The sequence below is a fragment of the Pandoraea sputorum genome, assembly GCF_000814845.2.
Lineage (GTDB): Bacteria > Pseudomonadota > Gammaproteobacteria > Burkholderiales > Burkholderiaceae > Pandoraea > Pandoraea sputorum.
On the sequence record NZ_CP010431.2, the window covers coordinates 724,454 to 738,146 of the forward strand.

General features: G+C 62.9%; 14 protein-coding genes. 7 read left to right on the plus strand and 7 right to left on the minus strand.

Annotated elements, in window-relative coordinates:
• Positions 1 to 45 precede the first annotated feature (45 nt).
• Positions 46 to 1,083 (minus strand): gentisate 1,2-dioxygenase, encoded by a 1,038-nt coding sequence (gene gtdA / locus NA29_RS03325; protein WP_039395745.1) that lies wholly within the window; start codon positions 1,081 to 1,083, stop codon positions 46 to 48.
• Positions 1,084 to 1,288: 205 nt separating this feature from the next.
• On the opposite strand from gtdA, the gene NA29_RS03330 reads away from it, so the two are divergent.
• The 3 genes from NA29_RS03330 to NA29_RS03340 all read left to right on the plus strand — a co-directional run bounded on the left by NA29_RS03330 (position 1,289) and on the right by NA29_RS03340 (position 3,948).
• Positions 1,289 to 2,239: a LysR substrate-binding domain-containing protein gene (locus tag NA29_RS03330; RefSeq protein WP_039395747.1), complete on the plus strand. Its 951-nt coding sequence runs from the start codon at positions 1,289 to 1,291 to the stop codon at positions 2,237 to 2,239.
• 139 nt (positions 2,240 to 2,378) lie between these two features.
• Complete coding sequence (ruvA, locus tag NA29_RS03335; RefSeq protein WP_039395750.1) at positions 2,379 to 2,960, plus strand: Holliday junction branch migration protein RuvA; 582 nt, start codon at positions 2,379 to 2,381, stop codon at positions 2,958 to 2,960.
• A 79-nt stretch (positions 2,961 to 3,039) separates the two neighbouring features.
• Positions 3,040 to 3,948 (plus strand): LysR family transcriptional regulator, encoded by a 909-nt coding sequence (locus NA29_RS03340; protein WP_039395753.1) that lies wholly within the window; start codon positions 3,040 to 3,042, stop codon positions 3,946 to 3,948.
• Positions 3,949 to 3,951: 3 nt separating this feature from the next.
• Here the strand turns inward: NA29_RS03340 and NA29_RS03345 are convergent, their stop codons facing one another.
• The gene (locus tag NA29_RS03345) at positions 3,952 to 5,022 is read right to left on the minus strand and encodes a MerR family transcriptional regulator (protein WP_039395756.1); all 1,071 of its coding nucleotides are present in this window, start codon (positions 5,020 to 5,022) and stop codon (positions 3,952 to 3,954) included.
• Between the two features lie 205 nt (positions 5,023 to 5,227).
• Here NA29_RS03345 and NA29_RS03350 point away from each other — a divergent pair, with 205 nt between their 5' ends.
• On the plus strand, positions 5,228 to 5,824 hold the full coding sequence (locus tag NA29_RS03350) for a hypothetical protein (protein WP_231965128.1): 597 nt from the start codon (positions 5,228 to 5,230) through the stop codon (positions 5,822 to 5,824).
• Here the strand turns inward: NA29_RS03350 and NA29_RS03355 are convergent.
• The gene (locus tag NA29_RS03355; protein ID WP_039395759.1) at positions 5,812 to 7,131 is read right to left on the minus strand and encodes an MFS family transporter; all 1,320 of its coding nucleotides are present in this window, start codon (positions 7,129 to 7,131) and stop codon (positions 5,812 to 5,814) included. The genes NA29_RS03350 and NA29_RS03355 overlap by 13 nt on opposite strands.
• Positions 7,132 to 7,642: 511 nt before the next feature.
• Here NA29_RS03355 and NA29_RS03360 point away from each other — a divergent pair.
• Positions 7,643 to 8,623, plus strand: coding sequence for a 2-hydroxyacid dehydrogenase (locus NA29_RS03360; protein ID WP_224786733.1), 981 nt, complete (start codon positions 7,643 to 7,645; stop codon positions 8,621 to 8,623).
• Between the two features lie 53 nt (positions 8,624 to 8,676).
• Here the strand turns inward: NA29_RS03360 and NA29_RS03365 are convergent, their stop codons facing one another.
• A complete protein-coding gene (locus NA29_RS03365; protein WP_039395766.1) occupies positions 8,677 to 9,537 on the minus strand; it encodes a VOC family protein in 861 nt (286 codons plus the stop codon).
• Positions 9,534 to 10,505 (minus strand): LysR family transcriptional regulator, encoded by a 972-nt coding sequence (locus NA29_RS03370; RefSeq protein ID WP_039395769.1) that lies wholly within the window; start codon positions 10,503 to 10,505, stop codon positions 9,534 to 9,536. The genes NA29_RS03365 and NA29_RS03370 overlap by 4 nt, the downstream gene beginning before the upstream one ends.
• A gap of 115 nt (positions 10,506 to 10,620) precedes the next feature.
• Between NA29_RS03370 and NA29_RS03375 the strand changes: the two genes are divergently transcribed.
• A complete protein-coding gene (locus tag NA29_RS03375) occupies positions 10,621 to 11,055 on the plus strand; it encodes a cupin domain-containing protein (protein ID WP_052252484.1) in 435 nt (144 codons plus the stop codon).
• Positions 11,056 to 11,088: 33 nt separating this feature from the next.
• Here NA29_RS03375 and NA29_RS03380 read toward each other — a convergent pair whose 3' ends face one another.
• Both NA29_RS03380 and NA29_RS03385 read right to left on the minus strand, forming a co-directional pair.
• Positions 11,089 to 11,883 carry an aldolase gene (locus NA29_RS03380; RefSeq protein ID WP_039395773.1) on the minus strand — a complete coding sequence of 265 codons (795 nt, stop codon included), beginning with the start codon at positions 11,881 to 11,883 and terminating at the stop codon, positions 11,089 to 11,091.
• A gap of 83 nt (positions 11,884 to 11,966) precedes the next feature.
• Complete coding sequence (locus NA29_RS03385; RefSeq protein WP_039395775.1) at positions 11,967 to 12,686, minus strand: haloacid dehalogenase type II; 720 nt, start codon at positions 12,684 to 12,686, stop codon at positions 11,967 to 11,969.
• A gap of 110 nt (positions 12,687 to 12,796) precedes the next feature.
• On the opposite strand from NA29_RS03385, the gene NA29_RS03390 reads away from it, so the two are divergent.
• The gene (locus NA29_RS03390; RefSeq protein ID WP_039395779.1) at positions 12,797 to 13,687 is read left to right on the plus strand and encodes a LysR family transcriptional regulator; all 891 of its coding nucleotides are present in this window, start codon (positions 12,797 to 12,799) and stop codon (positions 13,685 to 13,687) included.
• The last annotated feature ends 6 nt before the right edge of the window (positions 13,688 to 13,693 follow it).

Sequence of the window (13,693 nt, forward strand, 5' to 3'; positions counted from 1 at the left end):
GCAGGCGTGGCTGGCGCGTGAGGTCGTCAAATAGGGAGGTCTCGCTCAGGTGCGGGACTCGCGCAGCAGGTTCAGCGCGGCGAGCACGGGGCGGTCGGAGTAGCTGAACAGCACGGCGTCGTCGAGCGCGGCGAGTTGCACCGGTGCCCACGACGGCACCACGAAGTGATCGCGCGGTTCGAACTGGAACACGTCGTCGCCGATGCGCACCGTGCCGCGACCTTCAACGACCGAGAACACCGTTGCATCGGTGCTGCGATAGGTCTTGCCCTGGAAGCCGGCCGGGAGGTATTGCATGAACGTCGCCATCGTCGGCATCGGCCAGCCGCCGGTCGCCGGATTGACGTAGCGCAGCTTGATACCGTCCCACGGATCGAGTTCACCGTTGCGATACAGCGTGTCGAGCGCTTCGCGCGAGCGGGCGTACGGGTAGCTGAAGATCGGCGACGTCGGATCGCTGACCTTGTGATGCACCGGCAGCATGTTGAAACCGTAGCGCGCAAAGCTGTCGCCCTCGGGGCGCTGCACGGGTTGCTGCGATTCGGGGTAGTTCTCGGCGAAACCCGCATCGAAGTACTGCACGAGCGGAATGTCGAGGCCGTCGAGCCAGACGACCGGCTCGCCGTCGGACGGATTGCCGTGGTCGTGCCATGTCCACGACGGCGTGATGATGAAGTCGCCCGGGTGCATCGTGGTGCGCTCGCCGTTGACGGCCGTCCATGCGCCGCTGCCTTCAACGATGAAGCGCAGCGCGGATTGCGTGTGACGATGGCTCGGGGCGATTTCGCCTGGCAGGATCAGTTGCAGACCGGCGTAGAGCGAACCGGTGATGCTCGACGACCCCGGCGTGCCGGGGTTCTGCAGAATCAGTACGCGACGTACGGCTTCTTCGGCACTGATGACGCGACCCGCTTCCATCACGAGCGGGCGCACTTCGTTGTATTTCCAGATGGCGGGCACAACGCGCGGACGCGGCTGCGGCGGCACCAGGCTGTGCAGCGATTCCCACAGCGGGGCCATGTGGTTGTGACCGATGTGTTCGTAATAGGCAGCGCGTTCGGCGCTTGGGGCGCGGTCGGACATGCTTGTCTCCATGTTGGAAGGGGGCCCGGTTGGCTCGTCTGGCGGCTGTCGCAGACGGCGTTGCGTGGTGCTTTTCGGGTCTATGAATAGCGTTATACTCGGCGAGACATATTCTTTGAAATGAAAAAATCATCGGATCCATACGAAAAAACGTATAGATCGGGGGATTTGAGCGATACGCACCCGAGGTGCCCGGAGAAAGCGCATGGATTGGACGCAACGACTACGTCTGCGCAACTTGCAGATGCTGCTGACCCTCGCGGAGACGGGCAACATGAGCCAGTCCGCCGCGTTGCTCAACACGACGCAGCCTGGTTTGTCCAAGTGGCTCAAGGATTTGGAAGACGACATCGGTCTACCGCTGTTTGAGCGTCAGGCGCGGGGACTGCGGCCGACGTCGTACGGCGAGGCGCTGATTCAGCACGCGCGACGCATCGAAGCGCAGCTCGACACGGCACGCGACGATCTCGATGCCATGCGCGAAGGCGGGAGCGGGCTAGTGGCGATCGGGACGTCGGGGGCATCGTCGGCGGACACGGTGCCGCTCGCGGTATTGCTGCTGCTGCAACGCATGCCCCGTGTGCAGGCGCGCGTTGTCGAAAATACGATGGACCGACTGATGAATCAGTTGGCGCATAGCGAGATCGACATCGTCGTCGGACGCTCAGCCCCAGAGTTGCAGGACCGAAACGTGCGCACGGAAGCGCTATATCTGGAGCCGCTGCACTTCGTCGCCCGCACGCGGCATCCGGTGTTTTCGTTACCGACGGTGGATTGGGCGGATATCCAGCGCTATCGCTGGGTCGTCTGGCCGCGAGGCACGCCGATTCGCAATGCGTTGGAGTCGGCACTGGCCGAAGCGGGGTATCCGCTCCCGAACGACACCGTCGAATCGAACTCGACGATTCTCAATCTCACACTGCTCAACAACAGCGACATGATCGGTCTGGCGTCGCACCGCACGGCGAGCCGGTTGCAGGCGCTTGGGGCGCTACGCATTGTGCCGTTACGTCTCGCCGGATTCGGTGGGGTCTCGATGTACTGGCGCGACGATGGTGCGAATCGCGCCGCCGTGGTCGAAGCGCTTGAGTGCCTGCGCTCCGCAGCGAAACGCTCGACGGGGGATTTGGTGGAGGGGGTTGGGGGGGAGGGGTGAGCTCGGGCGTAGTCGCGCACTTATCCGAACTTCCCCATACCCGTAGCACCCCAGCAGAAAACCTTCCCCTCAAACCCCAAAGCGGCCCGAACGGTTTGCTAAACTTGCCGCCTGTCGAAGTCACTCTCTCGGGGCGTCAATGATTGGCCGCATCTCCGGCACGTTGCTGGAAAAGAATCCGCCGCACATCCTGGTCGATTGCCAGGGTGTGGGTTATGAAATCTCGGTGCCGATGAGCACCTTCTTCAACCTGCCGAATGTCGGTGAGCGCGTGACGTTGCTCACGCAGTTTATCGTGCGCGAAGACGCGCAACTGCTCTTCGGGTTCGGCTCGCCGGACGAGCGCAACACGTTCCGCGAATTGCTCAAGATTTCGGGCGTCGGTGCGCGCACAGCGCTTGCGATCCTCTCGGGCATGAGCGTGGCCGACATCGCGCAGGCCGTCACGTTGCAGGAGTCCGGACGTCTGACCAAGATCCCGGGCATCGGCAAGAAGACGGCGGAGCGTCTGCTGCTCGAACTTAAAGGCAAGCTCGGCGCGCAACTCGGCACCGTCGCCGGGGCCGCTGCACCGCACGATCACAAGAGCGATGTCGTCAACGCGCTGCTCGCGCTGGGTTATTCCGACAAGGAAGCGCTCGCGGCGGTCAAGACGGTGCCCGACGGCACGAGCGTGTCAGACGGTATCAAGCACGCACTCAAATCGCTGTCGAAGGCCTGAGCGGTTCGTCCATGCGAGCGCGATTCGTCTGATGCGCGCAAGAAATGGCAAGAGAGTGAACGCAGAGTGAGGAGGCGGCATGCAACTGCGATGGCTTGAAGACTTCGTCGAACTAGCACGCACGCGCAGCTTCACGCGAGCGGCGGAGAACCGATTCGTCACACATCCGGCATTCGGGCGACGCATTCGCGCGCTCGAGGAATGGGTGGGCACGCGTCTCGTCGAGCGGAGCAAACCGCTCGAACTCACCGCCGCCGGTACCGTATTTCTCGATGCGGCCACCAACGCGCTCGACATTCTTCACAGCGCCCGCACGCAATTGCAGGACGCCGCGCCCACGCTTGAAAACAACCTGAAGATCGCCACGGGCCGCACACTGGCCGCTACGTTTTTCCCGGACTGGTACGACGAGACCGTCTCGCGCATCGGTTTCTTTACCGCAACACTGTCCACTGGCGGCGCGGAGGAAGCCATCCTGCGGCTCGCTGCGGGCGAGGTCGATCTGCTGATCGTCTATTCCAGCGCACACACGCGGCTGCTCATCGATCAGGACCGTTTCGACTGGCTGAGCGTGGCGCGTGAGGTGCTGGTGCCGGTCAGCGCGCTCGATGCGAAGGGCCGGGCGAAGTATCGGCTCGCGGCCGGACCGTCGCCCATCCCGTGGCTGGCGTTCACCCGTACGCTGACGCTGCGTGCCGTGCTCGCGCGCCACCTCGCGGAGATGCCGAACCGTCCGACGCTCAAGCCGGTTTATCAGGCCGATTCATACGAAGCGATTCTCGCCATGGCGCGGCGCGGTGCGGGCATTGCCTGGCTGCCGCAGCGTCTGGTGGCCGACGACGTCGCGCGAGGCACGCTCGCCATCGTCGGCGGAAAAGACTGGCAGATCGGCTTCGACATCGCGCTCTATCGGCGTCGCCATCAGCCGCATCACGTGCTCGACGCCATCTGGCAGAGCGCGCGCCTTGCGGCGGGCGAAGACATCTGAGCGTCAGGCTGACGTCGCGCGCATCGCCACCGCAATGCCCTGCTTCACAAACTCAAGCATTGGCAAGTCGATAAATGACCCTTCCATCAGTTCGGGTTCGAGACGATGCGCCTCGCGGATCTTCATATGTGTGGCCGGGTTGTCTCCTGCGTAGGCGCGGAAGTACGTCAGCCATTGACGCACTAGCGCCTGAACTTCCGGCGCTTCGGGCGGCGCGCCCGCTTCCATCCGGTCGCGTATCGCACCGATGAGGACCGGCCACTCGTCCGTGTGGTTGAGGTAGTTGGCCGCGAGGAAGCGGTATTCGGCGTCGTCGAGATACTGTCGGTAGATCCGCAGCTTGGTCTGCCCGAAAGCTTCCTTGATGTACTGCATCACATCGCCCGTAATCCCCGTCTGCGATTGCATCGACGGCTCGCTGAGGTGCATCAGATTGAGCTTGGCGAGCAGACGTGCGTCTCCGCCCGTATCGCGCTTGATCATCGCCATCCAGCGACGAGCGACCGCCTGCGCTGTCTCACCTGTCGAAGGCTCCCCACGGGCTATCAGATCCCTCACCTCGGCCACGATCGCGGGCCAGTCGGAATCGTGCGCCTGCTTGTTCTGGTAGAGCGGGAAGCGGGCGAGTTCGTCTTGCGAGAAGTATTTGTCGTACATATTCATCAGCTCCAGCGTCGACAACCATTCGGCAAGTTCCGGGGCTTCGCCCGATGCCAACTGCGATTGCAGTCGGACGAGGCGTTCGCGCAGGCGGCTCGCATCGTCGATCTGATGCGTGAGCATGTCGATCTGGCGTGCGATAAGCGCATCAAGCCCGTCGTAGGCGCTGTGCCTGTCGTCGCTGCCGTTCGAAGCATCCCGGCTTGCCAGCCATTGGCCGATGTCGGCAAGCGACATGCCGAAGCGACGCAGCGCCTGAATCTCATGCAGACGGGCGATGTCGCTCAGGTCATAGAGTCGATAACCGGCATCGGAGCGCGCCGAAGGCGAGAGCAGGCCGAGCGTGTCGTAGTGGTGAAGCGCGCGCACCGTCAGGCCGCTACGTTTGGCTAATTCACCGACTTTGAGCCGCATGGAAACTCCCGTGATCTTCTGGCGTGTGACAAGGCTGAAGCCTCACGCAACGTGAGGGTCAAGCGATTTTAAGCGGGATGATGCGATCCCATCGACGCGATGTGTTTCATCAGAACAAACCGGCACAAATCTCAACAGTTGTCGTCACTCAGTGGTGCGGGGCGTGGCTACCATTTGCCGGACATCCTCTTGAGAGCAAAAAAGCATGATGAATGTCTGGAAGAAGTACTGGGGTCTGCGCACGCAGGAGTGCCCTTGCGACGTGCATTTCGTAGACTGGCTGGAGGCCATGAAGCTCACCGGCATGCGCATCTACCACTTCGGCACGGGCGGCCATCATGTGGTGGGCGAGCAGTGCGCCCGGCCGTCGCTGAACAACACGGTGTTCGGGATCACGGCGTCGCCCAAGGAGTACAAATCGTACGTCGATCTGGTGACACGCCGTCCCGAGATCAGCAAAAACTATCTCGCGTACTTTGGCGACATCTACACGAGCAATACGAAGTTGCTGCCCGTCTTCGATGTCGTCACGCTCTTCCATCTGTGCGAATTCCGTACCGAAGCGAACAGTCGCTACGGCGCAAAGACGGACGAAGAAATCCTGGATCTTTTCGCACGCCACACCGCACCCGGTGGTCACGTGCTTTTCTATAAGGGATCGTCGGCGTACAGCCGTGCCAGATCGGTGATTCAGGCATGGGCTGAAAAGGCGGACTTCACGGAGGTCGGGGAATTCAAGACGTTGCGCATCTTCCGCCTCCTTCGTATTACCGCTTCATCAGCACGCGATCAATGCTCGTGATGCAGATACTTCGCCTGACGCGGCAGGCGCAAGCTCACAACGAATGCCAGCACCATCATGCCGGTGACGTACCAGTAGAACGTCGGCTCCATGCCCGCCTTCTTCAGACCCAGCGCCACGTACTCTGCCGAGCCGCCGAAGATCGCGTTGGCGACCGCGTAGGCCAGACCCACGCCCAGTGCGCGCACTTCGATCGGGAACATCTCGGCCTTCACGATGCCGCTGATCGACGTATAGAAGCTCACGATGGCGAGCGCCAGACAGATCAGCACGCCTGCAGCGATCGGGCTTTGCACCGTCTTGAGCGCCGTCAGGATCGGCACCGTGGCAATCGCGCCGAGAGCACCGAACAGCAGCATGTTGTTGCGACGGCCAATCTTGTCCGAGAGCATGCCGAAGATCGGCTGCATGCACATGTAGACGAACAGGCAGGCGGTCATGATGTAGCTCGCCGTCTTGATCGGCATGCCCGCCGTGTTCACCAGATACTTTTGCATGTAAGTGGTGAACGTGTAGAAGATCAGCGAACCGCCAGCCGTGTAACCCAGCACGGTGAAGAACGCAGCCTTGTGATGGCGGAACAGACCGGCGATCGAACCTGCATCGCGGTTGTTACGGCTCGCGCTCGTCGACGTCTCGTGCAGCGTACGACGCAGCATCAGCGCCACCACCGCCGTGATCGCGCCGACCACGAACGGAATACGCCAGCCCCACGCCTTGAGTTCGGCTTCGCTGAGCAACTGCTGAAGAATCACGACTACGAGCACCGCGAGCAACTGACCGCCGATGAGCGTCACGTACTGGAACGATGAGAAGAAGCCGCGACGGCCCTTGAGCGCCACTTCACTCATATACGTTGCCGTCGTGCCGTATTCGCCACCGACCGACAGACCTTGCAGCAAGCGCGCGAACAGCAGCAGTGCAGGCGCCCAATTGCCGATGCTGGCGTACGTCGGCAACGCAGCGATCAGCAGCGAGCCGAGGCACATCATCATCACGGAGATGACCATCGAGTTCTTCCGGCCATTACGGTCGGCAATACGGCCGAAGATCCAGCCGCCGATGGGGCGCATCAGGAAGCCGGCCGCGAACACGCCAGCCGTGTTGAGCAACTGGGCAGTCGGGTCCGAGCTGGGGAAGAACGCAGGCGCGAAGTAGATCGCGCAGAAGGCATAGATGTAAAAGTCGAACCACTCGACCAGATTCCCGGACGACGCCGCGACAATCGCGAACACGCGTTTGCGGACTTCTTCGGGGGTGGGTGGCTTGTTGTCGATTCCGGCGTTGGATGTAGCTGTGTCTCTCATTTCTACTGACGATGGGGGCATCGCATTGATAACTACGTTTACAACATGACGCAGATCCGCTCGTTCGCCTCGGGAACACTTCATATACGAAGGAATGAGCTTATCGCGTCGCGGGGGCGGGCCAACTATAGCGGGTCACAGCAGGAACAGACAATGCCCGGACGCCGGATTGATTATTGTGAATATAGAAACAATACGGTGAATTGTTGCGTCGCAGCATGGTGATGACGCCCACGGGGCGGACGTTTGCACAACGTTGCGAGCGTTTCGACAGACGGGACGAAGCCCTGAAAATCCAGAAAATATTTTTCCGGATGGGAAGTGATCCAGAGCACCGGTCTTCTCATCTGGCGAGATATCGCTCGGGGGACGTCGGCTGCTCGACCTTATGTCCAGACGCCGGGGAGCATTCCCGTCGTGCCGTCATAAGCTATTCGATAACAAATGCTTAGTGGCGCGCGACACGCCCGGTAGGATGGGCTGCCGCTCTCTCGTGAAGCCCCGACGTCCGATGTACCGACGCGAGGCACCCTCCCCCGAAGTCATGCAAGGCGACACCTTATTAATCAAGTCGGGCGGCGCTGCCGCGCTGACCGAATGGCAACACCATTTTGCGCGGCTGATGCCAGGCCTGCGCGTGTACGGCTGGGACGATCCGTTCGTCGATGCGCGCAACGTCAAGTACGCGCTCGTCTATCAGCCCGATCATGGACGCCTCGCCCACTACCCGCGCTTGCGACTGATCCTGAGCGCAGCGGCGGGCGTCGATCACATTCTGGCCGATCCTACCTTGCCCACAGGGGTGCCCATCGTCCGCATGGTGACGGAGGAAACGCGCGAGCGCATGAGCGACTTCGTCGCGTTCGCCGCACTGGCCATCGTGCGGGACATACCGGCGCTGATCACTGCGCAGCGTGACGGACGCTGGGCCAACGACCTCACCGGACGTCTTGCACACGACACGCGCGTGAGTGTGCTCGGACTCGGCGAGTTGGGAAGTGCGGTCGCCACGCGTCTGCGCGCGAACGGTTTTCAGGTGAACGGCTGGGCGCGCACGCCGCGATTGCTCACGGGCGTCAACGTCTTTGCGGGCGAAGCGCAACTCGACGCGTTGCTCGCCGAGACCGACATTCTCGTGAATCTGCTGCCCGACACCCATGCCACGCGAGGCATTCTCGGACGCAAGCTATTTGCGCAACTTCCGGCCGGGGCCAGCCTGATTCAGGTCGGCCGCGGTGTTCATCTCGACCGGCAAGCGTTGCTCGACGCGCTGGATAGCGGCCGTCTGCGCTCGGCGGTTGTCGATGTCTTCGACGTCGAGCCGTTGCCACCGGACGACGCGCTGCGCCGTCACCCGAAGATCCTCGTCACACCGCACATCGCGTCGACGGTGTCGTATGCGGCGAGGGCGCGCCAGGTGGCCGACGTGCTCGGCGCACATCTGCGGGGCGCACCGTTGCCATTTGTCTATGACGCCGCAAGAGGGTATTAATGCGGCGTTGGCGGGTTGAGGAACACCCGCCGCGAGGCGCGATCAGCGAATGCTCACGCCATCGACCCTTCGACGAACTGAAGCGCGACGTGAAAGGCATCGCCCGCTGCGACAAGAAGGGTGCCGTTGTCGAGCGTCTTCCATGGCACGCCGTGCTTGCGCAGAGCCGCTTCCGTTTGCGCGAGCGAGCGTGTGCGAAGCACCAGCGCTACGCCGCGCTCGCTGCCGTCGTTTGTCGTCTCCACGTGCCCAAAACGACGGGCGGCGTTAAGCGTACTGACGATCTGAACACGGGCGCGACCGGCGGTGAATGCGTAACCGCTTCCCCCGATCTCGGAAAGCACGCCAGGACCAAAGGCGCGGTTGTAGAGCGCGGCCGTCTGCGCCGGATTCGGAGAACTGATCACATAGCCGACGATGTCGGTCACACCATTCGGGTGTTCGCGCCATTCGTCGCGCCACACGTGCTCTGGTGTGAGGTGATGGCAGAAGAACACACGACCGTTGCGCACGAGGTCGCTGGCGATGCGCACGGTGCGAAAGCGAGCGTCCTGCGTTGTGCCATCCGGCAGGTGAACGGGACGGAAAAACTCGGCGGGTGTTTCCACGCCGATGTCGCGCTCCTGCAATGCCGCGAAAACGCCGTGAACGTCCGGCGTCTTGAAGCAAAGGCCGGTGAGGCCGAGAGGGGCTTGCATCACGTCCGGACGGACCGTGGATTTGCCCGCCTCGTAGCCGAGGAGCTCAAGATAGTTCTCGCCGAAGATCGCGAGGTGATTGCTGGAGCCGAGCGAGTGATGGCCGCGCTCGGTCAGCGCAAAGCCCAGACGACGGTATGTGTCGACGGACGCTTCGAGATCGCCCTTGACGTTGACCACGACGTGATCGAGAACCGGGGGAGGCAACGGGTTCATGTTTGACCTTCGGTGCTTTCGACGGATAAGCGGGAAGTCGTCGATTCTCGCACCGATCGCTTGTGAGTTGTTCCCCGGGCTTCCAGGTGTGCGACGAGATGGTCGGAGAACGCTTTGACTTTCGCGGTCAGCGCACGCCGCGACGGGTAGACGAGATAAAGCCCTGCCTGTGTGTCGACGCTATCGGGTGGCAAGCTGAGCAGTTGGCCGCTCGCGACTTCGGCATCGCAAGTATGCGCGGGCAGCACGACCATCCCCGCACCGTGCAATGCCAGTTGTTTGAGCAGAGCGAAGCTGTTGGTGGCGACGGCATAGTTCTGCAGCGGCGCGCCGAGTGCTGGGGATCGGGGCGTCGATGCCGACGCGGACCGCGGTTTGAAAACCAGTTGCGGGATGTCATGTGAGTCTCGGTGCCCTCCGCGTGATGCCCGCTTACCGATAGCCTTCCCGAATACGGGACTCGCAAAGCGCGCGAAGCCGAACGTGGCGATGCGACGCGCAACGATGTGATCGCCGCCGGGCTGGCCGCCGCGAATCGCCATGTCCAGATTGTCGTCGACGAAATCGCTCACGCTGTCGTCCACCAGCACGTCGAAGCGAACACGCGGATGCGCGGCGCGGAACGTCGCGATGGCCTGACTCAGCGCGTCGAACGGAAAATCGAACGGCACACCAAGGCGTATCGAACCGTTCAGCGGACGGCGTCCGGCGGCATCGGTTTCATCGAATTGCTCGGCCTCGCGAAGCGTTCTGATCGCCGGGGCTGCGCGCTCGAAGTAGTCGCGGCCGTCGTCCGTGAGCGCAATGCGCCGCGTGGTGCGCCGAAGCAGCAACACCCCCAGATGCGCTTCTAGCGATGCGACGCGCGCACTGACCGTCGAGCGCGGAATTTCCAGCGTGCGCGCAGCTGCCGAGAACGAGCCGCACTCGACGACGGTGACGAACGCCAGCGTTCCATTGAGATCCATTGTCCATTCCATTGGCAAGTCTTGCCAATTTTAGACGTCTTTTCTCTCAGGTGAGCGGCAGCCAGAATGACGCCATTCCCCCTGATCTCAATCGAACGAAGGAGTTTCACGCCTCATGAAGTCCGAATTCAACCCGTCCGCCGACGTCGTGTCGTTTGCCAACATGGATGTGCGGCTCCTTGCCGGTGTGCACGATCACGATGAGCGCGACCTCACGCTCATGGACATGACCGTGAACCCGCAAGGCGGCGCGCCGATGCACCGTTCGCTCGACGAGGAGAAGACGTTTGTGATGACGCACGGGCGGTTGCGCTTCACCGTGGGCGACACGACGCGCGATGTCGTTGCGGGCGAAATCGTGAACGTGGCGAAAGGCGACGTGCACGGCTTCGTCAACGAGCAAGCCGGGTTGGCGCGCATGCTGCTGGTGTCGACTCCGGCGCGTCACGATGCGTTCTTCCGTGCCATGGCGGCGCTGCCTGTGCCGCATGACCCGCAGGCCGTGCGGGAGGTGTGCGAGACGTTCCGGCAGGAAATCGTCGGCCTGTGACCTCTGAGGGGCGGACAGTCGGCGCAATGACGCCTACCGGTCGAATGGCACCCCGGCGGCACGCAGACGTCGCATGGCGCTATCCAGATGCGCGCGAGCACTTTGCGGGTCGCCCGCGCGCATCTCGGCGGCGGTGCGTCGCGCGATGGCATCGGGCACCGGGCGAAGCTCGCGCCCTGTGCTCATCGCCTTGCACTGCACTTCGCAGGCGCGCTCCAGATAGTAGAGGTCGTCCCACGCTTCGGCGATGGTCGGTCCCGCGACCATGACGCCGTGATGCTTCATGAAGACGATGTCGGCGTCGCCCATCGCCGCCGCGATACGGTCACCTTCCTCGTTGCCGAGCGCGAGACCGTTGTAGTCGGTGTCGAGCACCGTTCGTCCGTAGAACTTGAGCGCTGTTTGTCCCGCCCAGACGAGCGGCTCGCCTTCGCTCATCGCCAGCGCCGTCGCCCAGGGCATATGCGTGTGGAAGGCCGCCCGCACGCGCGGGTTCGCCTTGTGCAGGCGCGCGTGGATGTAGAACGCGGTGGCTTCGGGCACCCCGTCGCCCGCCACGACATGACCGTCGAGATCGCAGACGAGCAGGCTCGACGCGGTGATTTCCTCGAAGGCCAGCCCGAACGGGTTCACCAGAAACCATCGGTCGCTGCCGGGCAGCATTGCCGAGAAGTGATTGCAGATGCCTTCCTCGAAACCATGCATCGCGGCTAGCCGAAAGCAGGCCGCGAGTTCTTCGCGGGCGGTGCGCACGGCGGGGGTATCGAGATCCACGTCATCGACGCGTAGCGACGCGTCGTCGGCGTTCAGCGAGAGGGTGTGCGCCATGTCGGTCTCCTCGTGAGTGTTCGTGATGGCTTGTAATCGTCGGCGCTTGGCAGCGTTCGGCGGCGTTCGGTGACGCCGAGCGCTTACCAGCCAAATCCGTCGAACAACGGTACCACGGTGTCGAGCGTGGCAATGGTCGCATCCGGGGTGTAATCGGGCAGCGGCCGACGTCCGGTGCCGCGATCTACCCATACGCACCGGAAGCCGATATCGCGCGCTGCCGCGTGGTCCAGATGCGGGCTGGCGCAGATGTGGACGACGTCGTCCTTCGTCACGCCGAGTTGCTGGTGCGCGTAATCGAACAGACGGCGATTCGGCTTGTAGGCTCCGGCTTGCTGCGCGGTAATCACGCGATCGATGTGGCCGCCGAGTTGCGCGACATTGCCCGCGATGATGTCGTCGTCCGTATTGGAGACGATGCACAGCCGGTAGCCGCGCGCCTTGAGCGCCGCAAGCGTCGGCACGACTTCCGGGAACGGCGGCATGGCCGAGATGTTGTCCGTCAGCACGCCGATGTCCTGCGGCGACGCTTGCAAGCCGAGATCCTGCAACGCAAGTCGAAGTCCCTCGCCCGCGACCTCACGAAACGCGCGGTGCGGCGGCGTCTGCTCCAGCGCGTGCTCGTGATGGTCGAACGTGGCGATCAGATCTGACGTGCCAATGTTATGGCCGGGCTTGCTTTGAAGAATCCGCGTGACCGCATCGCGTAGCCCTTCGTCCCATTGAATGAGCGTGCCGTAGCAATCGAAGGTGAGCCATTGCGGACGCGGGCTGTGTTGCAGCGAAGTGGACGGCTGAGGCATGACGAGACTCCATGACGATAACGGGATGACGCCAGCGTAGTCGTTTCACTCCATATTCTGAAATTAAATTAAAATTCAATACTTATCGAATTTGTAAATATGGTGCCGCCATGCTGGATCTCGGCTTACTCAAGACACTCGTTGCGGTCGTCGACGAAGGCAGCTTCACGCGTGCGGCGGAGCGGGTGCATCGCACGCAATCGACGGTGAGTCAGCAGATCCGGCGTCTGGAAGACGAGCTTGGGCGGCAATTGCTCATGCGCGACCGCTCCGGGGTGAACGTCACGCCCACGCTTCATGGAGAACTCCTCGCGCAGTACGCACGTAAGCTGCTCGCGCTGTCGATGGAAGCCGTCGATGCAATGGAAAACGACAGCCGTGTCTCGACGGTACGCGTGGGACTGCCCGAGGACATCGATGTGCGTCGCATGGCGGACATGCTCTCGCGCTTCGTGCAGGCACACGGCGACATCCGTCTGGAGATCGTGGCGGGCATGAGTACCGACTTGCGGGAGCGGTTGAGTGCGGGCGATCTGGAGCTGGCGCTCGTCAAACGCGAACCGGGGCAGGGCGACTGTCTGATGGCGTGGCCGGAGACGCTGGTGTGGGCGATGGCGGCGCAGTCGGTGGATTCCTCGGCGGCGCGAGAGGCCGACAGTCTGGCGCACGCGCCGGTGCCGCTGGCGCTGTTCCCACAGGGGTGCATTTATCGTCAGCGCGCGATTCGCAGCCTCGACGCGGCGCAACGTCCGTGGCGCGTGGCGTTCGGCAGCCACAGCCTCACGGGGATTCAGGCGGCGGTGTCGTCCGGGCTTGGGGTGTCGGTCTTGCCGGAGACGGTGCTGTTACCCGAGCACGCGGTTTGCGACACCTTGCCGCCACCGCCACCCTCGGAGATTGCGTTGATGGATGGTGGCGGCCCGGCGTCCGCATCGCGTCGGGCGCTGGCCGACTTTCTGGCGGCGACGCTCGGCGAGACGCTGGGTGTCGCGACGGCCTAGTCGGCC